The following is a 19443-nucleotide window of genomic DNA, read 5'->3' as shown; positions in this document are numbered from 1 at the left end:
TCCACCACCATGGGGTTGCGATCTCTTGACCAGAACAGGCGCGATCCTGCGCGCCAGCAGCGTCCGGTTCACAGCTCTGTACTTCCTGCCCTACTACACGGCCCTCGTCGCCGAAGGCCAGGCACGCTGGCAGTGGGTGGCACTGGGAGCCGTCTACTGGTGCGCGCACGGCCTCGGCACGGAGTCCCTCAACCGGCTCGCCGACCGCGCCGAGGACGAGATCAACCGGCCCGAGCGCACCGCTCTGTGCCACCGTGCGGGCTTCCCGCTGCTGCGGCGTGCGGCGCTCGTCGGCTGGGGCACGGTGCTGGTGCTGGACGTCGTGCTGCTCCTCGCGCACCCGGACTGGTGGCTGGCGCTGTTCCTCTTCCTCGCCGGGTTCAGCGGCGTCAACTACTCCTACGGGCTGCGGCTTTCCCGCAACCGGTGGCTCGCGCCGCTGCTGTTGACCTTCCACTTCGGCGGCACGTTCGTGATCGGCACCGTACTGGCGCAGGACCACTGGGACGCCGCCGTGCTGCGCGACTTCGCCGGGTACGGGCTGCCGTTCTTCATCGTCGGCATGGTGACACTGCTCGCGCTGGGCGGCGCCAAGGACCTCACCGATCTGGCGGGGGACGCCAGCATCGGCTACCACAGCGCGTGGGTCGACCTGCTGCGCCGGCACGGTGCCTGGCTGGCCGCCGCCATGGTGGGCTCCACCTACGTCCTCGTCGCCGTCTTCACGCTGAGCGGTGCATTCCCGCCGCGCTTCTGGCTGTGGCTGCTGCTGATCCCGGTCGCCGCGGCGCTGGGCCGCTGTCTGTGGCGGGCCGCGACGCCCCAGGAGCGGCATGCGACGAGGGAGTTCTTCTACCAGTACTGGGTGCTGACCCTGGCCCTCGCCGCGCCCCTGTACGCGCCCCGGTGGGAGCTCCTTCCCGGGCTCGTGGGCGGCCTCGCCTTCTGGGCCCTCACCACCCAGCGCCTCCACTGGTCCAGCGGGATCCGCCGGGAGACCGTACGCACCGCCGCCGCACTGGCACGCGGAACCCACCGGCGGCGAGGAGAGCCGGCCGCCCGTGCCGCATACGCACCGGAACGAGAGGAGAGGACCGGATGACCACCCCCAGGACGGAGCAGGAGATCCGCGCAGTCGTACGGGAGACCGCGCTGCGCATCTTCGAACTGGAACCCGAAGAGCTGGCCGACGAGACGGACTTCGAGACGGCGGGCGGCGACTCACTGTTGCGCCTCGAACTGGTCGCCGCCCTCCGCGACCGGCTGGGAGTGGAGTACTCCGTCGCCGACGAGACGGAGATGACCTCGGTGAAGGCGGCCGTGGAAGTCACCCGGCGCGCGCTGGGGGTGTGAATGCGGCAGGCCCCGCGCCGTCGCGTCGTCGTCACCGGCATCGGAGTCGTCTCCGCGCTCGGCACCGGAGCCGAGGAGTTCTGGTCCGCCGCCCGCCAGGGGCGCGTCGGCACCGGCGACGTCACCCTCTTCGACACCGGTGACTGCCTCACCCACCGGGGCGGTGAGATCCGCGACTGGGCGCCGCCCTGGCCCGACGAGGCGTACGGACACGGCCCGCTGACCCGCAGCGAGTCCTTCGCGCTGGCCGCCACCCGGCTGGCACTGGAAGACGGCGGCCTCGGGGACGGGCACGGCCGCCTCACCGGCCCGTACGACGACACCCGGGTGGGTACCTCGTTCGGCATCGTGGTGGGCAACAGGCCGGGAATCGAGGGCCCGTTGCGCGCCGCGTACCTCCGGAAGCAGACACACCGGACACCCGGCACGACGCCGGAATTCCCGGTTCCGCCCGCGCACAACCCGTTCCGGATCAGCGCACTGCCGGCCACCGCCTTCGGGCTGTACGGGCCCAACCTGCTGCTGCCCACCGCCTGCGCCGCGGGCAACGGCGCCATCGCCCAGGCCGCGGACGCCGTTGCCGAGGGCCGCGCCGACGCCATGCTCGCGGGTGGCGCCGACGAGCTCTCCGAGGCGATGTTCCTGATGTTCACCAGCTTCCGCGCGCTCTCCCCCGACGTCGTACGGCCCTTCGACACCCACCGCGCCGGGCTGCTGCTCGGCGAGGGCGCCGCCGTACTGCTGCTGGAGGCGGAGGACAGCGCCCGCGCCCGGGGCGCCCCCGTGCACGCCGTCGTCGCCGGGCACGGCAACTACTCCGACGCCCACCACATGACGGCCCCGCATCCCCGGGGCCAGGGCGCCGCCCGGTCGATGCGGGCCGCGCTGCGCATGGCGGGCCTCGGCCCCGACGACATCGACTGCGTCAGCGCGCACGGCACCGGGACGCTCGCCAACGACGCCGCCGAAGCCAGGGCCCTCGCCGATGTCTTCGGCAGCCCCCGCCGGGCCGGCCCGCTGCCGGTGACCGCGCTCAAGTCGCTGCTGGGCCACGCGCAGGGCGCCGCGGGAGCCCTCGCCGCCGCCGCGTGCGTGCTGGCCCTGCGGGACGGCGTCGTTCCGCCCACCGCCAACGTGGCAGCCCCCGACCCGGACTGCCTCACCGGCGACTTCGAACTGGTGCGGGGGCAGTCGCGGCAACTGCCCCTGCGCGCTGCCATGAACAACGCGTTCGGCTTCGGCGGCAACAACTGCTGCGTGGTCTTCACCCGGCCCGGCAGCGGGGCGGCACGTGGCGGACCCGGGAGGGAGCGGGCATGACCGGGGTGGTGGTCACCGGAATCGGCGCGCTCACCTCGGCCGGCCTGGGCCACGAGGTGCTGCGGCAGCGTGCGGCGGAGGGCGCGCCCGCCCGCCGCGACGCGGTACGGACGCTGCCCGCACCGCCCGGGCAGCCGCAGGCCGCCCCGGTGCGGCTGGCCGCGCTGCCGCCGTACGATCCGGCCGAACACCTGGGCAGGCGGGGGTTGCGGACGCTGAGCGCGGAGAGCAAGGCGTTCGGTGTCGCCGCGGTGAACGCCTGCCGGCACGCGGGGCTGCCCGGCTCCTGGGAGCAGGAGCCGTCCGTCGGCGTCGCGGCAGGCACCACCAGCGGCGGCCTGGAGGACTACGCGGCACTGTTCGCCACCCGGCTCGCGCGCGGCGTCCGCGGCGTCAACCCGGCGCAGGGCCCGCAGACAGGGCTGAACGCGCCCGCCTCCGCCGTCTCCATCCTCACCGGCGCCGCCGGACCCAACCTCACCCTCTCCACCGGGCGCGCCGCAGCGCTCGACGCGCTGGCCGCCGCGGCCCGCGCCATCGCCTCCGGTGCCGCAACCACCATGCTCGCGGGCGGAGTCCAGCTCTTCGGCCACGCCGAACTCACCGCCCGCCGCCGCGCCGGGCAGGAACTCGGCCCCGGCGGCCCAGGTGCGGAGGACGGTGCCGGCTTCGGAACCGTCGCCGGTGAGGCGGCGGTGGTCCTCGTGCTGGAGGACGCGCAGGTGGCCCGGGCGCGGGGTGCCCGGCCGCTGGCCCGCGTGCTGGGCGCGGGCTCGGCGTTCGGCCCGGCCGCCACCCGGCCGGGGCAACGGGCCGCGCACGCCGCGCTGGACGAGGCCGGAGTGGCGCACACCGCGCCCGGCGCGCCGACCCCGCCCGTGTTCCCGGCCCCGGCCGTCGACGCCGCCTTCGGGGACTGCGCGGGCGCGACCGGCGCCGTGCAGGCCGCGCTGACCGTGCTCGGCCTGCACCACGGCGCTATGCCGGACGACACGGCGCTGGTGCTCACCGTGGAGCCAGCGCCGACCCCGGAACCCACGGCATCCCGCGAACCGGCGGCCTCCCCGCAAGCCCCGACGGCCCCGCGACCCGCGACCCACACGGAGCCCGGCGGCTATGCCGCGGCCCTCGTCCTCGGCACGTCCCGCACCGGCACCCCGTCCACCGGTTCCACCGGCCCGTCCCCCGAGGGAGGTCACTCCGCATGACGACCGGAAACGGCACCAGCAGCGGTATCGACGGCGGTTCCGCGGCGCTCGTACCGCCCGACGGCAACAGCGTCCACCGCTTCCTGGACGACCATGTGGCAGCCGGTCACGGCGACGCGCTCTGTGCGCTCACCGAGACCGAACACGTCACCTACCGCGAGATGCACCGCAGGGCTTGCCGCGCCGCCAACGCCTTCGCCGCCGCCGGCGTCGGACATGAGACGCGGGTCGCACTCGTCCTGCCCGACAGCCCCGACTACCTCGCCTGTGTGCTGGGGCTGTTGCGGCTGGGCGCGGTCCCCGTGCCGCTGGCCACCCAGCTCACCCCCGACGACTACGGGCGGATCTTCGCGGACTGCCGTCCGCGGCTCGCCGTCGTCGGACCCGGCCAACTCGCCGCCGTACGCGCCGTATCCGGGGGCCGGGCGGCGGCCGGAGCGACCTGGCCGCGTCAGGTGTGGGTCGCGACGGCCGGTGCTGAGCACGACGGGCCCGAACCCACGCTCGGTGACCGACTCGCCGCCGCGTCCGACGAGTGCCCCGTCGCCCCCGTCAGCGTCGACGACATGGCCGTCATCCAGTACACCTCCGGCAGCACCGGCACCCCGCGCGGCGTCGTCCACCTGCACCGGGGGTTGCTCGCGGTGCTCGGCACCTTCCCCGCGCGCCTCGGGCTCACCCGCGACGACATATGTCTGTCGGCGGCCAAGCTCTCCTTCGGCTACGGCTTCGGCAACTCCTTCCTCTTCCCGCTCGCGGCGGGCGCCGCCACGTTGCTGATGCCCGAATCCGCCGACGCGGCACGGGTCCTGCGGCTGGTGGCCCGCTGCCGCCCCACCGTGCTGTGCGCGGTGCCCGCGCTCTACTCCGCGATGCTGACCGTCACCGAACGCAGCGGCGGGGACGTCGATCTGACGAGCGTGCGGCAGTACGTCTCGGCGGGGGAGCCGCTGCCCGTCAGCCTTGCCGAACGGTGGCGGAAGACCACCGGTGCGGACATCGTCAACGGCCTCGGCTCCACGGAATGCCTGCACATCTTCATCGCCGCCGAACCGGGCAGCACCCCGCCCGGCTGCTGCGGCACCGTGGTGCCCGGTTTCGAGGCGGAACTGCGCGACGAGCACGGACGGGCGCTGGGGCCCGGCGAGATCGGCCATCTGTGGGTACGGGGCGAGGCCAACGCGGCCCGCTACTGGAACAACGAACCCGCCACCCGGGCCACCATGGTGGGCGGCTGGGTGCGTACCGGCGACCAGCTCAGCCGCGACGCGGACGGCGTCTTCACCTTCGTCGCCCGCTCCGACGACATCCTCAAGGTCGGCGGCCTCAAGGTCGCTCCGACCGAGATCGAGGACTGCCTGCTGCGGCACCCCGCGGTCGCCGAGTGCGCCGTCGTCGGCGTACCGGGCGAGCACGCCACCACCGACGTCATCGCCTACATCAGACCGCACAACGGCGCCGACGATGCCGGACCCGAGGCGCTGCGCAGGGAGTTGCGCACTCACCTGCGCGCCGGACTGGCCCGGTACAAACAGCCTCGGGTGCTGCACCTCGTCGACGCGCTGCCGCGTACCTCCACCGGGAAGATCGCCCGGCACGCGCTCCGCGACGCCGCACCGGCCCATGACGATGCCGAGCCCTGATGATCCATTGGATTCGCGGTTTCGTCTCGGAGAGACTGTCCTCCGCACGGATGCACCGGCCCGGCAATCAGGCCGCCAGGTCCCGCACATGGCGGTCCGCCTCGGCAGAGGGGAGACCCGTACATGGCCACACTCCGGCTCGACGGCGTGGTGCACGACTACCAGCGCGGACGCCAGCCCGTACGCGCCCTGAACGGCGTGACGTTGACGATCGGGGGCGGGCAGTGTGTCTCCGTGCTCGGCCCCAGCGGTTCGGGCAAGAGCACCATGCTGCACGTCATGGGTGCGCTCGACACCCCGTCCGAGGGCAGAGTGCTGCTCGACGAGACGGACTTAGCCGGCCTCGACGACGACGCGCTCTCCGACATCCGGCGCAGGCGCTTCGGATTCGTCTTCCAGTTCTTCAACCTGCTGCCCGCGCTGACCGCGTGGGAGAATGTCGCCGTCCCGCGGCTGCTGGACGGCGACAAGCTCAGGTCCGTCCGGGACGAGGCCCTCGCGCTGCTGGACCGCGTCGGACTCGCCGACCGCGCCGAGCACCGTCCCGGCGAACTGTCCGGCGGCCAGATGCAGCGCGTCGCCATCGCCCGCTCCCTCATCATGGACCCCGGCGTCCTCCTCGCCGACGAACCCACCGGAAACCTCGACTCGCGTACCGGTGAGGAACTCCTCGACCTGCTGGCCTCCCTCGCCCACGACGGGTCCGAACGCTCGGTGGTGATGGTCACCCACAGCGTGGACGCGGCACTGCGCAGCGACCGTGCCGTACTGCTGACCGACGGCGACATCGTCGCGGACGGCATCCCGCAGGACGTGGTGGCCAAGTTCGTCGGGGAGGGGCACCGGCCGTGACCGCTGACGTACGGAAACCCAGGACGGCGGGGCCTGCCGTCCTCGCGGCCCGGCTGCGCCTGTTCAACCTCCGCTATCTGCGCCGCCATCCCGCCCGCACCGCACTGTCCCTCGGCGTACTGACCGTCGCCGCCGCCCTCATCGTGGCCGTACTCGGTATCTACGGCTCGGTCGGCGGCTCCTCGGGACGGCTGGCCGGCCAGGTGGCGGGGAACGCCGACGTGGAGATCACCGGCCGTACGGACGACGGGCTCAGTACCGCCGCCGTGCACCGCGCCCGCGAGCTGGAAGGCGTCAAGGCGGCGGTGCCGCTGGTGCGTTCACCCGTGGAGGTCGACGGCGAGCGGATGCTGCTGTTCGGCGCGGACCGCGCGGCCGGCGCCCTCGACAGCGACTTGTCCGGCGTGGCCGCCGACGCAGCCCGGGACGCCGCCAAGGGGGCGGAGCCGGGCGCCGTCTTCGCCGGCCCCGGCGTCAAGGGCGCCGAGGACGGCGGCAGCGTACGGGTCGCGTCGATGGCGGGCCAGTCGCACCGGGCGCCCGTGGCCGGCACGCTCGGCGGGGACGCCGCCGAGAGCGTCAACGACGGCGCGTACCTGGTGGCGCCGCTGCCCGTCGCGCAGCGCCTCGCCGGACTGGGGGACCGCGTCGAGTCGGTCCTGGTGGTCGCCGACCCCGGTACCGACACCGGCGCGCTGCGCGACCGGCTGGCCGAGGAGCTGGGCCCCGGCGCGTTCGTCGCCGATCCGTCGTTCCGCGCCGACCAGGCTGACGACGCCACCGCGATGGTCCGCAACATCACCCTGCTCGTCGCCTTCATGGCACTCGTCGTCGCAGCGTTCCTCATCTTCAACAGCATGAACATGGCCGCAGCCGAGCGCCGTGGTGAGATCGCCTCGCTGCGCGCGCTGGGCTCCAGGCGCCGCCCCGTCATGCGGGACTTCCTGCTGGAGTCGCTGCTGCTGGCACTGGTCGGTGCCGCAGTCGGCAGTGCGCTCGGCTACGCGATGGCGGGCGCCAGCATCGACTCGCTGCCGCCGGTGATCACCGACGCGGTGGACGCGAAGGTCGAGCTGGCGGTGCCAGCGGGCGCCGTACCCGCCGCCGTCGTCGCAGCCGTCGCCGCCTCGCTCGCGGCCTCCTGGCTGGCGGCCCGCCGCGCCTCGCGGGTGCCGCCCGTGGAGGCCATGCGCACTGCCGACCCGTCGGCCGACACCGGCGACGACGAACAGCGGCGCGCCGGGCGGCTGTGGGCCCTCGGACTCGGTGTCGTGCTGGTGGCCCTGGCGTTCGTGACGGCGGCCGTCTTCGACGACGAACGCTCCTTCGGCGGCGGTTCATTGCTGCTGCTGGGCGTGATCCTGCTCGCCTACGCGCTGATTGGCCCGATCACCCGCACCGTCGCCCGGCTCGCCGGCCGCCTCGGCCCCAGCGGCCGGATCGCGGCGTCGGCGGTGGAACGCGCCCCACGCAGGGCCTGGGCGACGTTCATGACGGTGCTGCTCGCAGTCGCCATCGGCGTGGCCACCACAGGATCCTCGCAGAACACGGTGGACGCCGCCTCCGAGAACGTCTCCACGCTCGCCGACTCGGACCTGATCGTGCAGCGCGCCGCCAAGGACGTACTGCCCGTACGCCCCCTGCTGCCCCGCGAGTCCCAGCGGGAGCTGGCGGACACCGACGGAGTGCGGCGGGTGGTGGCGGGCCAGTTCACCTACCTCAACCAGCCGGGCAAGCGCGCCCTGCTGCTCGGCATGGACGGCCCCAGCAACGCCACCGCCTACCGCCTGGCGTCGAAGAAGGCGCGCGCGGAACTCCTCGCCGGCCGCGGGGCCGTCGTCTCCGGCACGTACGCCAAGGAGAAGGGGCTGTCCGAGGGCGACATGCTCACCCTGCCGACGGCCCGGGGTGAACAGCGCATCCGGGTCGCCGACATCGTCGACTACGTGAGCATGGACGCGGGCCTCATCGCGCTCTCCCTGGACCGCATCGCCCAGTGGTACGGGCCCTCAGGGGCCTCCTACTACGAGGTCATCCTGGAGCCAGGAGCAAACAAGGCCGCCGTGCGCGATCGGATCGAGCAGCAGACGAAGGCACAGCCGTACCCGGTGCACGTCCTCGACGGCAGCGAGAGCGTGAAGGCCACCGAATCCGCCGTCAAGCAGGTCGGTTCGCTCGCCCTCGCTCTGCAATGGGTCATCGCGGGCGTCGCCGGGCTCGCGCTGCTCAACACGCTGATGCTGTCCGTCGTCGAGCGCCGGCGCGAACTGGGCATCCTCCGCGCCCTGGGCAGCAGCAGACGGTACGTACGCCGGGTCATCCTCACCGAGGCCACCGCTGTCAGCGTCCTCGGCGGACTGGCGGGGCTCGTCGTCGGTACCGCGCTGCACTATCTGTCGGCCGATGTGATGGCCAAGACCCTCGCGATGGACATCCCCTTCAAGGTGGCCCCGGCAGCCCTCGGGCTCGCGGTCGGCGCCATCCTCATCGCCCTCGCGGGCTCCGTCCCACCTGCCCGGCGCGCGGGCAGGCTCAACGTGGTGCAGGCGATCGGATACGAGTAGGGGCGAGTTGATGAGACGGGCACCGGGGCCGCGGCCCTACCGGATACCCGGCCTGCTGCGGCTGGCGGTCTCCGATCCGCTGCGGTCGATGTACCAGACGGTCGGCCGGTACGGGGACGTGGTGCGGGTGCCGCTCGCGCCGGGTCGCGGCATCCACCTGTTCTGCCGCCCCGAGCACGCCGAGCACATCCTGGTGGACCGCGACCAGCGGTACGGCAAGGCGTTCACCTACCGTCCGCTGCGCGAGTGGATCGGGCTGGGCCTCATCACCAGCGACGGCGAACTGTGGGAGACCCAACGCCGGCTGATCCAGCCGCTGTTCTCGCACCGCCGGGTGGAGACGCTGCGCCCGCTGATGATCGCGTCGGTGGAGCGGATGCTGGACGAGTGGGACGCGCAGCCGGACGGCACCGTCGTCGACGCCACCAACGCGATGAGCGGGCTGACCCTCGACATCGTCGGCGCCAGCCTCTTCGGCGCCGATCTGACGGGGGACAGGGACAGCGTCTACCACGCGGTTGAGACCCTTCAGGACGCCGTCACCAAGGTCATCAAGAACCCTCTGACCTGGGTCTCACCCCGCGCCGCGCGCCGCACCAGCCCCGGCTTCCGGCAGTGGGACCGGGCCAAGGACACCATCGACCAGGTGGTGGCCCGCGTCATCGCCGACCGGGCCGAGGGACGCGGCGGGCCCGGCCGCGAGGGCGCCGGGCGCGACCTGCTGGACGCGCTGCTTCAGGCCCGCTACGAGGACGGCTCCGCAATCGACCCCGGGCAGTTGCGCGACGAGATCGTCACGTTCTTCATGGCGGGACACGAGACCAGCGCCACCTGTCTGGCCTGGACGTTCTATCTGCTCTCCACCGCTCCCGAGGTACGTGCCCGGCTGGAGGAGGAGGTCGACAAGGTGCTGGCGGGGCGGCCACCGGGTCCCGAGCACACCGAGCAGCTCGTATGGACCAGGGCCGTGCTCAACGAGTCGCTGCGGCTCTTCCCGCCGGTGTGGACGGTCGAGCGCGACGCGACCGCTGACGACGAGGTGGGCGGGTGGCCCGTGCGCAAGGGAGACACCGTCATCACCCCGCCGTACCTCCTGCACCGGCACCCCGGCGTGTGGGAGAGCCCCGAAGCGTTCGACCCCGCGCGCTTCCTGCCCGACCGGTCCGCCGGGCGCCATCGGCACGCCTTCATCCCCTTCGGCGGCGGCAAGCGCGGCTGTATCGGCAACGCTTTCGCGCTGATCGAGGTCGTCGTCGCCCTCGCCATGATCACCCAGCGGTACCGGCTGGATCTGCTGCCGGGCTTCGAGCCCGTACCGAAGGTGACGGTGACCCTGCGGCCTCTGCACGAGATGGCCATGACACTGCGACGGAGGGTGCCGTGACGGCCACGTCCGCCGGAAACACGTCCTCGGCCACGCCCGACAACCGCCGCCCCCGCCGTGCCGCCGGACCCCGACCGCGCGAGGTGCCGCAACTGCTCGCCGCCATCGGGCGCGACCCGCTGACCGCCGCCATCGGTCTCTACCGCCGCTACGGCGATCTGGTACGGGTCCCGTTGCTGCCCCGGCGTCCGCTGTTCCTGCTGTGCCACCCCGCGCACGCCGAACACGTCCTCGTCTCGCGCCAGGACAACTACCGCAAGGCCGCCACCTACCGCCCACTGCGCGTCTTCCTCGGCGACGGCCTGGTCACCAGCGAAGGCGAACTGTGGGAGCGGCAGCGCAGACTCATCCAGCCGCTCTTCTCGCACCGCAGGGTCAGCGGCTTCCTGCCGGGCATGGTGGGCGCTGTCCGGCGCACCCTCCAGGAGTGGGACGGGCAGCCGGACGGCACGCTCGTACCTGTCTCGGAGACGATGAGCCTGCTCACCCTCACCATCGTCGGCGAGGCGCTGTTCGGCGCCGACCTGCGGGGCACGGGGGCGCGCGTCTCGGCTGCCGTCACCAGGATGCAGGACTTCGCGACGACCGCGATGCGCAACCCGCTGCTGCTTCCGGCGCCCCGGCTCGGGCTGCGTACCACGCCCGGCTACCGCACCTGGCGCGGCACGGTCGACGCCGTCGACGAGGTGGTCGAACAGCTCGCCGCCGAGCGCCGCCGCGCCGGCTCCACCGGACAGGCAGCCGGCGGGGACCTCCTCGACGCGCTGCTGGCGGCCCGCTACGAGGACGGCTCGGCCATCACGCCCGGCCAACTGCGCGACGAGATCGTCACGTTCCTCATGGCCGGCCACGAGACCAGCGCCACCGTGCTGACCTGGACCTGCTATCTGCTGGCAGCGCACCCCTCGGCGCGGCGACGGCTGGAGGAGGAGGTCGACACGGTGCTGGGCGGGCGCGAACCCGAACTCGCCGACCTGGACCGGCTGGTGTGGACGAAGGCCGTCCTCAGCGAGGCGATGCGGCTCTACCCGCCCTTCTGGACACTGGAGCGGGACGCCCTGGAGGACGACGAGATCGACGGCGTACCAGTTCCGGCCGGGAGCACGGTCGCCGTCCCGCCGTACCTCGTCCACCGGCACCCGGCAGCCTGGGACAACCCGGAAGGATTCGACCCCTCCCGCTTTCTGCCCGGCACCGCCCCCGGCCGGCCCCGGTACGCCTTCATCCCCTTCGGAGGCGGGCGGCGAGGCTGCGTCGGCAACGTCTTCGCCCTGCTGGAGATGACCGCCGCCATCGCCGTGATCGCCCAGCGCTTCCGGCTCGATCTCGTTCCCGGCGGGGTACCCCGCCTCCAACCGACGGTCACGCTACGGCCGAAGGGCGGGTTGCACATGGTCCTACGACGCCGCTGAGTCCCCGTGCGGCACACGCGGCGCACACACGCGGCACACAGGGCGCACAGTCGCCGACCGGCCGTACCGTCCACCGGCCTTCCGCGCTACAGCGGCCAGGGCTTGTCCAGGATGTGCGGGAGGCCCAGGCGATAGCGGGCGTCATCCGCCTTGCGGAGCAACCGCAGCTCCGGCGGCACATACAGCTCGTGCACCGTGCACGGGTCGGCGTCGGAACCCGCGGCTTCCAGGAGGGCGTTGACCGCTCTCTTGGCCGTCTCGTTCGCGCCCTCCATCGTCGCGCAGCTCAGATTGTCGCGGACGTAGTCGGAGGCCAGGAAGAGGTTGGGAACGGCGGTGCGGTGGCTGGGGCGGTAGTCCCAGGAACCGGCTTCGGAGACGATGAGCGGCTCGTCGTTGGCTGCCGTCGAGCCCCCGCCGGGGTAGCTGATCGCCGGGTCGAGGTGCCAGCTCTTGACGGACTTCTCGGGCAGCACCGTGCGCCCGGTGTCCTCCAGCGCCGCCCGCATCTGGGCGAGGGTCTCCTCGGCGATCTGCTCCGGAGTGCACTCACGCGCCGGCTTCCGGTACACGATGCCCGGCGCGTCCCACTGCGCGATGTTCACGGAGAACGACTCGGCGACGCTGCCGTCCCCGTACTCGGCCGGCAGGTCGCGGTCCCAGTACTGGGCCTGGCTGAGGGAGACCAGCGCCCAGGGGGAGTCGAGGTAGTCGACGAAGCCGTTGAGGACGGGGGTGGGCCTGTCCAGATAGAACTGGATACCGTTCATCCACTCGGTACGCAGCTTGTCCATGCGGGCCAGCGCCGGGTCGGCCTTGCGGAGCGCGGGGCTCCACAGCTTGCGGGCGCGCTCGGCCGGGACCGCGCACACATACCAGTCGGCCTCGACGCGCTCGCGCTCGTCGCCGGGCCCGCGCACCAGGGCACCCGAGAGCCGCCCGTCGGCGCCGAGGGCGAGCTCCTCCACCGTCCAGCCGACCCGGAACCGGACCCCGCGGCGGCGCAGATACGCCACCCACGGCTGGATCCATGCCTCGCTGGTCGGCGCGTCCAGCACCCTGCCCAGCGTGCCGGTGCTGCCCCGCCCGGCGAGCGCGTAGAAGTACAGCTCGGTGAGGATGCCGGTGGCCCGCGTGGAGGCGATGTCCGGGCGGGAGGCGACCAGATGGGTGGTGAGACCGTCCGCGAACAGCCTGCGGAACTCCTCGCTCATCTCGTCCGTACGCAGAAAGTCCCGCCAGGGCGTCTTCTCCCACTGCCCGAACCGCCGCTTCTCCCCGCTGGTGGCGAAGACGGCGATCTGCCGGGCGAAGAACGCCGTCTCGTCCGCCGGTACGGCACCCAGCTGCTGGACCAGCGCGATCACCAGCCGCTGGATCTCCTCCAGCGAGGGCAGATCGTCCGGGTTGGACTCCAGCTGGAGGTCCTCGCGGCCACCGGAGCGCGAGTAGAGCACGCCCGCCTGGGCCACCAGATGGTCGTGGACGCTCTCCTCGTCACTGCCGGCGGCCGGGATGCGGGCCATCGTCTCCGGCAGATGGTGGTAGAAGCCCGGCACATACCGGAAGCCGTGCTCGCCCGGCAGATCGCGCCGACCGCCGGTGCCGGTTCCCTTGACGGGGATCGAACGCGATTTGCCGCCCAGCTCCTTGCGCTCCCAGACGGTGACCTCGAAGCCCCGCTCGGTCAGCTCCTGGGCCGCGGTGAGGCCCGCGACCCCGCCGCCGAGGACCGCCACCCGGCGCCGCTCGGCCGCCGCGGCCGGTGTCGGTGACCCGCCGAAGCCGAGCACGGTCGCCCCCGCGCCCAGCGAACCGGCGACGAACGTACGGCGAGCGGTACCGGGCCGATGCTCCCGGGCTGCTGACGAGGGTCTGCCTTCCACCGCTTCCGCCACCCGTGTTCTCCTCGCTCCGCAGGGCCGGCGTTCTCGACGTCGAACGCCGGGTTCGGTTCTCGCCGTCGTACGCCACGCTCCGGATTCGGCCGTCCCGGATTCGGCGGGAAACGACGCTACCGGTCATCTGGTAGGCGTCAAGGGGGAGTTCTACGCTGAGCGGTCACCTGTCAATTCCTCGCCACCGGGCGAACAGCAGGAGGTTCGGCGTGCCTTCCAGCAAATGGAGCAGGACCCTTCGCGCGGCGTTCGGCCAACCCGATCCGGCCGCCCACGCACTTCTGCTGCGGGATTCCCAGCAGCTGACGCGGACACATTTCCTCTCGGCCGCCGTTCAGCTCGGGCTGCTGGAGGCCCTGAAGTCGCCGGCCCCGTGCGCCGAACTGGCGGAGCGGCTCGATATCACCCGGACCGAGCAATTCCGTATCTTTCTCGAGCTCGGCGTCTCGGTGGGGGAGCTGTCGGTCTCCTCCCGGGTCTCCGGGACCGCGGCGGACTCTCCGGCCCCGGGGACCTACGCCCTCAAGGGCAAGCGGGCCCGCGCCCTCGTCGGCCGCAACGGCAGCGTGCTCCGCGCCCTCCTGGAGGAGCAGACCGCCTACCACGCCACCGTCTACCGCGAGCTGCCCGAGACGCTTCGCGGCGGCGAACTCGGCGACCACCTGCCCCGGTACGCGGGCGTGATCGCCGAGTCGTCCCGCATCGCGGAGGGCGTGATCTCCGGGTACGTACGCGAGGCCGTGAGCGAGGCCGCGGGAGGCCATGTGCTGGATGTCGGCTGCGGCTCCGGCGTCTATCTGCGGGCGGCTTCCGCCAGGCCGGGCAGCACGGGCACCGGGCTCGACGTCCAGCCCGCCGCGGTCGAACTGGCCGAACGCAACCTGCGCGGCTGGTCCCTTCACGACCGGTTCGGCGTCCGTCAGGGCGACGTTCGCGAGGCCGAACTGGACGGCCCGTACGACGTGGTCCTGCTGCTCAACAACATCTACTACTTCGCACCTGAAGAGCGCCCCGCACTCCTGCGCACCCTGCGCGGCGCGCTGCGCGAGGGCGGCACGCTGGTGCTGGTCTCGATGTTCCACGCCAGCAACCCGACAGCCCTCAACCTGGATCTGATCCTCGCCTGCACCCGGGGGTGCTACGCGCTGACCACCCCCGGCCAGCTGGCGCCCGAGCTGCGTGAGGCCGGCTTCCGGCGCATCCGCACCGACCAACTCGTGGCGGGCCAGAGCCTGTACGCGATCCGGGCGGAGTGAACCCGTGTCTTGCGCGGCGCACACCCGGATGCGAACGTTGGGATGTGGTGAGTGACGTGGCACGTCCCGCTGTGGAGAAACCCGATATCACCATCGTCGGCGGTGGTCTCGCCGGCTTGTCCACGGGCATTGCACTGGCCGAATCCGGAATCGACACCGTCATCGTCGAGTCGCGGCGCAAAGCCAAGGCGGACATCTTCGGATTTCTGCTCTGGCCGCCGGGAACGCGGACACTGAGCTGGTTAGGAGCGCTTCCCGAAGCACTGCGGAACGGCGCCGAACTGGAATCCCTCACCTGGTTTGTCGCCAACCGCGGGAGCAGCCGGCTGCGGGTGAATCTGGACGAGCTGGGTGCGGGCACCTTTCTCGGAATTCTGCCCTCCCGGCTGGAATCCGTACTGCGGGACGCGGCCCTGCGCGCCGGGGTGCGGATTCTGGACTCGGTCGACGACTGGACCCTCAGCCGCGAGCGAGCCACCTGGTCGATGCGGCTCCAGCGTCCCGACGGTCCGCTGAGCCTCCGTACGCCACTGCTGATCGGCGCCGACGGCTCCGGCTCCCGCCTCCGCGGCGAGCTGGGGCTCCGGTCCTCCCGTTGGCAGCCGCGCGGGCAGGTCGTCGTCACCGGTGTCGGCGGCCCGCTGCCGGTCCAGGAGTCCCGGCAGGCGCTCTCACGGGCGGGCTCCGGAGGGTGCGTGAGCCTCGGTGACAAGCACAGTTGGCTCTACACCGTCGCCCGGGAGTCGGATGCGGGCGACCCCGACCGCGCCCTGCGGCAGTACGCGGACCTCGACCCGGCGAACGCCCCGGCCTACGACCAGCTCCAGCGTGCCGTCGTGGTCCGCCCGTGGACCATCACCGTGCCGCGCTGGACCACCGACGGCGCCGTACTGATGGGCGACGCGGCGCACGGGATGCTGCCGCACCTGGGGCTCGGCGGTTCCCTCACGCTGGAGGATGTGCCACTGCTGCGCGAGGTCGCCGAAGAGGCCGTCCGCACAGGCGACTTCTGCGCCGCGCGGCTGTCCGCGTTCCAGCAGCGCCGCCAGGCCCGTACCGCCTACGCCCAGCGCATCTCCAACCAGTGGGCCCGCGTTCTGTGCAGCAGCACGCCGGGCGCGCGCACGGCACGTGACCTCGCCATGCGGCGGATGGCCCGCGACATGGAGCTGGCCGAACGCTTCTACCGCGAGCTGGCCTCCCCGTCCGTGCCGTCCCTGGGCACGCGGATGCGGATGATGATGCTGTAGCCGGCGCCGCCTTCCGACCCCGACCCCCAACCCGAACTCTGTCGCCGACGGGATGAGACATGACCGCACGTGGTGAGCGAGGCACGGCCGCCGTCGTCGGCGGCAGAGGATTCATCGGCGGCGCCTGCGTCGAGGCGCTGCGCGAGGCGGGCTGGGACGTCGTCGTCGTCACGCACGACGCGCGGCTGGCGGCGCGGCACGACGGCTACCGCTGGGGCGACATGCTCGACCCCACCACGCTGGGCCCGGCCGTCGAGGACGCCGATGTCGTGGTGCAGAGCGCCAACTTCCCCAACTACCCCTTCGAGAAGCCGCGGCAGCGGCACACCTACCTGGAGTACGACGGACTGGGCACCGAGCGGCTGGTACGGGCGGCCCGCGCCGCCGGCGTACGCCGGTATGTGTACGTGGCGGGCGTCGGCGTCACCGAGAACCCGGCCAAACCGTACTTCCGCGCCATCCGCCGTGGCGAACTCGCCGTCGCCGACTCGGGGATGGAGCACGTCGTCGTCCGACCGGCGTTCGTCTACGGCCCGCGCGACAACGGCATCAACCGCGTCATCCGGGCCTGCCGCTATCTGCCCGTCCTGCCGCTGCCGGAAGGCGGCCGGCAGAACCACCAGCCGGTGCACGTCGACGACGTCGGCCGCCTCGTCGCGCAGGCGGCGGCACCCGGGGCGCCCGAGGGGACGTTCGAGATCGGCGGACCGGACCGGATGACGATGCGGGCCATGCTCACCACCGCGCTGCGCATGGCAGGCCGCAGCCGCCCGGTCGTCGATGTCGCCGACCGGGTTGCCCGCCCCGGCGCGCACCTGCTGGCGCGGTTGCCCGGGCCGCTGATCACGCCCGACGCGCTCGACTTCATGCTGGAGGACTTCGTCGCCGACCTGGAGCCGCTGACCAAGCACTACGACCTGCGCCTGACGCCGTTCCTCGACGGACTGCGGGGCTGCCTGGCGCGGTGACGACGGGGCACGGGCTGCGGGGCTGCCTGGCGCGGTGACGACGGCGCACGGGCTGCCCGGAGATCTTCCGCGCCGGAAAATCCTTTGCGTCCGGCTGGCGGGCCGGTCAGGATGTCGGCGACCTTGACCAGCACCGCGGGAGAGTGACATGCGGCGATTCCTCGAAACCATCCAGCGCCCCCACCGGCCGACGGACTTCGAGGACTCCCGCATCCATGCACGCACCCCAGGCAGGGCACTCCACCGCTGCCCGCACCCCGCACACCCGCTCCCGGACCCGCAACATCGGCATCCTCGCGCACGTCGACGCGGGTAAGACGAGCCTCACGGAGCGGCTGCTCTACGACACCGGCGCGATCCGCACACTCGGCAGCGTCGACGCCGGCAGCACCCAGACAGACACCGGCACGATCGAACGGCAACGCGGCATCACCGTCCGCTCGGCCGTCGCGTCCTTCACCGTCGGTGACACCCCCGTCAACCTCATCGACACCCCGGGGCACTCCGACTTCATCGCCGAGGTCGAACGGGCCCTCGGCGTGCTGGACGGCGCCGTACTCGTCCTGTCCGCCGTCGAAGGCGTCCAGCCGCAGACCCGTGTGCTGATGCGGACCCTGCGCGAACTCGGGCTGCCCACCCTGCTCTTCGTCAACAAGATCGACCGCTTCGGAGCCCGGTACGCCGGACTGCTCGCCGAGGTACGCCGCAAACTGGCGCCGCACATCGTCCCGCTGAGCCTCGTCCACAGCCTCGGCACCCGCGAAGCGCGGGCGCTGCCCCTCCGGCTGGACACCGACCCGCACGACCGGGACCGGGTCGCCGAGGCGCTGGCCGAGCACGACGACACCCTCCTCGAACGCGTCGTCGAGGGGCCGCCGCTCACCGCAGCCGAGCTGCGCACAGCACTGGCCGCGCACACCGCCGACGGGACCGCACACCCGGTGTACTTCGGCTCCGCACTGACGGGGGAGGGCGTCGGGGCGCTCATCGAGGGGATGGCCCGACTGCTTCCCGGCGCTCCCGTACATGCCCCCACCGAGGGCCGCACCGACCCCGGACGCGCCCAGCCGCGCGGGACCGTCTTCGCCGTGGAGCGCGGTCCCTCCGGCACCAAGACCGCGTATGTCCGGCTCTTCGCCGGGGAGTTGACGCTGCGGCAGCGCGTCACGCTGTACCGGGACGCGCCGGAGGGCACCCGCGAGGAGTCCGCCGGGCAGATCACCGCCCTGGAGGTGGTCGGCGACCCCGGACGGCATCCGGCGCGCCTGAGGGCAGGGGACATCGGGCGCGTCGGCGGACTGCCCCAGGTCCGCGTTGGCGACCGCCTGGGGGAGAGCACCGACGAGGGCGAGGGCGGCGGCCACCGCACCGAGCGGCGCCCGCACTTCGCCGCGCCCACCCTCCAGTCCGTCGTCCGCCCCGCCGACCCCGGCCCCGCGGCCGCGGCCCGGCTGCACACCGCGCTGACGGACATGGCCGAACAGGATCCGCTCCTCCACGCGCGGACCGAGGCGGACGGCGCCACCTCGGTACTGCTGTACGGCGAGGTGCAGAAGGAGGTCATCGCGGCGACGCTCGCCCAGGAGTACGGCATCGAGGTGGTCTTCACCCCGAGCCGCACCGTGTGCCGCGAACGCCCCACCGGCACCGGGGAGGCGTACGACGGGATCGGTGCGACGGGACGCAACAGCCCCGCGTCCAGCGGCCATTGGGCCACCGTCGGACTGCGCGTCGAGCCGGGCCCGCGCGGCAGCGGCACCGTCTTCCGTTACGAGACGGAGCTGGGCGCCCTCCCGTACGCCTTCCACCGGGCCGTCGAGGAATCCGTGCACGCCGCGCTGCGCACCGGCCCGCACGGCTGGGCGGTCACCGACTGCGTCGTCACACTTGTCCGCTCCGGCTTCGCCGGTCCTGTGAGTACGGCAGCCGACTTCCGCGGTCTGACCCGGCTGGTGCTGGCCAGCGCGCTGGAACGGGCCGGCACGCGCGTGTACGAGCCGTACCACTCCTTCGAGCTGGAGGTCCCCGCTGACACCCTCCCCCAGGTGACGAGGGCGTTGACCGCGTTGGGCGCGCTGCTCACCGACACCGTGCCGGGCCGTGACACCTGCGCTCTCAACGGCACGATCCCGGCCCGCAACGTCCCCCGTGCGGAGCGCACCTTGCCGGACGTCACCCGCGGTGAGGCCACCTGGTGGTCCCGCCCGGCAGGCGACCGGCCGCTGGCGTGACGGCCGGGCCCGGGCCGGCCGCGGTTTTTGCCGGTCCGGCAACAGGGCTGGCATCCGGGCGCGGGTGGGCCACATGATCGTCACCGGGCCGGTCGGCCGACCGG

14 protein-coding genes are annotated in these 19443 nt (G+C 72.9%); 13 read left to right on the top strand and 1 reads right to left on the bottom strand.

The annotated features are described in order from the left end of the window. Positions 1-25 precede the first annotated feature (25 nt). The 9 genes from ACQEU8_RS02830 (at position 26) to ACQEU8_RS02790 (ending at position 11736) form a co-directional block, all read left to right on the top strand. The gene (locus tag ACQEU8_RS02830) at positions 26-1102 is read left to right on the top strand and encodes a UbiA family prenyltransferase (protein ID WP_433096415.1); all 1077 of its coding nucleotides are present in this window, start codon (positions 26-28) and stop codon (positions 1100-1102) included. After that, on the top strand, positions 1099-1353 hold the full coding sequence (locus ACQEU8_RS02825) for an acyl carrier protein (RefSeq protein ID WP_209213861.1): 255 nt from the start codon (positions 1099-1101) through the stop codon (positions 1351-1353). Before ACQEU8_RS02830 ends, ACQEU8_RS02825 begins: the two co-directional genes overlap by 4 nt. Beyond that, entirely contained in the window at positions 1354-2673 is a 1320-nt protein-coding gene (locus tag ACQEU8_RS02820) for a beta-ketoacyl-[acyl-carrier-protein] synthase family protein (RefSeq protein ID WP_433096412.1), read from the top strand. It begins immediately after the preceding gene. Further along, positions 2670-3881, top strand: coding sequence for a beta-ketoacyl synthase N-terminal-like domain-containing protein (locus tag ACQEU8_RS02815; protein ID WP_433096410.1), 1212 nt, complete (start codon positions 2670-2672; stop codon positions 3879-3881). The genes ACQEU8_RS02820 and ACQEU8_RS02815 overlap by 4 nt, the downstream gene beginning before the upstream one ends. After that, a complete protein-coding gene (locus ACQEU8_RS02810; RefSeq protein ID WP_433096408.1) occupies positions 3878-5524 on the top strand; it encodes a benzoate-CoA ligase family protein in 1647 nt (548 codons plus the stop codon). The genes ACQEU8_RS02815 and ACQEU8_RS02810 overlap by 4 nt, the downstream gene beginning before the upstream one ends. Before the next feature lie 123 nt (positions 5525-5647). Continuing rightward, positions 5648-6376, top strand: a complete 729-nt coding sequence (locus ACQEU8_RS02805; protein WP_433096406.1) for an ABC transporter ATP-binding protein — start codon at positions 5648-5650, stop codon at positions 6374-6376. Then, entirely contained in the window at positions 6373-8940 is a 2568-nt protein-coding gene (locus ACQEU8_RS02800; RefSeq protein WP_433096404.1) for an FtsX-like permease family protein, read from the top strand. The genes ACQEU8_RS02805 and ACQEU8_RS02800 overlap by 4 nt, the downstream gene beginning before the upstream one ends. A gap of 10 nt (positions 8941-8950) precedes the next feature. Next, positions 8951-10324, top strand: a complete 1374-nt coding sequence (locus ACQEU8_RS02795) for a cytochrome P450 (protein WP_433096402.1) — start codon at positions 8951-8953, stop codon at positions 10322-10324. Continuing rightward, positions 10321-11736 carry a cytochrome P450 gene (locus ACQEU8_RS02790; protein WP_433096400.1) on the top strand — a complete coding sequence of 472 codons (1416 nt, stop codon included), beginning with the start codon at positions 10321-10323 and terminating at the stop codon, positions 11734-11736. Before ACQEU8_RS02795 ends, ACQEU8_RS02790 begins: the two co-directional genes overlap by 4 nt. 86 nt (positions 11737-11822) lie before the next feature. On the opposite strand, the gene ACQEU8_RS02785 is transcribed toward ACQEU8_RS02790, so the two are convergent. Continuing rightward, positions 11823-13634, bottom strand: a complete 1812-nt coding sequence (locus ACQEU8_RS02785; protein ID WP_433096398.1) for a hydroxysqualene dehydroxylase — start codon at positions 13632-13634, stop codon at positions 11823-11825. A 209-nt stretch (positions 13635-13843) separates the two neighbouring features. Between ACQEU8_RS02785 and ACQEU8_RS02780 the strand changes: the two genes are divergently transcribed. The 4 genes from ACQEU8_RS02780 (at position 13844) to ACQEU8_RS02765 (ending at position 19339) form a co-directional block, all read left to right on the top strand. Next, on the top strand, positions 13844-14890 hold the full coding sequence (locus ACQEU8_RS02780) for an SAM-dependent methyltransferase (protein ID WP_433096396.1): 1047 nt from the start codon (positions 13844-13846) through the stop codon (positions 14888-14890). A 56-nt stretch (positions 14891-14946) separates the two neighbouring features. Beyond that, positions 14947-16140, top strand: a complete 1194-nt coding sequence (locus ACQEU8_RS02775) for an FAD-dependent oxidoreductase (RefSeq protein WP_433096394.1) — start codon at positions 14947-14949, stop codon at positions 16138-16140. Positions 16141-16199: 59 nt separating this feature from the next. Beyond that, positions 16200-17108, top strand: a complete 909-nt coding sequence (locus ACQEU8_RS02770; RefSeq protein WP_433096392.1) for an NAD-dependent epimerase/dehydratase family protein — start codon at positions 16200-16202, stop codon at positions 17106-17108. A gap of 215 nt (positions 17109-17323) precedes the next feature. Continuing rightward, positions 17324-19339, top strand: coding sequence for a GTP-binding protein (locus ACQEU8_RS02765; RefSeq protein ID WP_433096390.1), 2016 nt, complete (start codon positions 17324-17326; stop codon positions 19337-19339). Positions 19340-19443 lie beyond the last annotated feature (104 nt).

Origin of the sequence: Streptomyces sp. CA-250714 (assembly GCF_050936705.1) — a bacterium.
Taxonomy (GTDB): Bacteria; Actinomycetota; Actinomycetes; order Streptomycetales; family Streptomycetaceae; genus Streptomyces.
This window is presented reverse-complemented; position numbering and strand designations above follow the sequence as displayed.

Coding starts and splice junctions, on each gene's coding strand:
- ACQEU8_RS02765 (WP_433096390.1), top strand. CDS start 17,324: ATGCACGCACCCCAGGCAGGGCACTCCACCGCTGCCCGCACCCCGCAC.
- ACQEU8_RS02810 (WP_433096408.1), top strand. CDS start 3,878: ATGACGACCGGAAACGGCACCAGCAGCGGTATCGACGGCGGTTCCGCG.
- ACQEU8_RS02815 (WP_433096410.1), top strand. CDS start 2,670: ATGACCGGGGTGGTGGTCACCGGAATCGGCGCGCTCACCTCGGCCGGC.
- ACQEU8_RS02805 (WP_433096406.1), top strand. CDS start 5,648: ATGGCCACACTCCGGCTCGACGGCGTGGTGCACGACTACCAGCGCGGA.
- ACQEU8_RS02820 (WP_433096412.1), top strand. CDS start 1,354: ATGCGGCAGGCCCCGCGCCGTCGCGTCGTCGTCACCGGCATCGGAGTC.
- ACQEU8_RS02795 (WP_433096402.1), top strand. CDS start 8,951: ATGAGACGGGCACCGGGGCCGCGGCCCTACCGGATACCCGGCCTGCTG.
- ACQEU8_RS02825 (WP_209213861.1), top strand. CDS start 1,099: ATGACCACCCCCAGGACGGAGCAGGAGATCCGCGCAGTCGTACGGGAG.
- ACQEU8_RS02770 (WP_433096392.1), top strand. CDS start 16,200: ATGACCGCACGTGGTGAGCGAGGCACGGCCGCCGTCGTCGGCGGCAGA.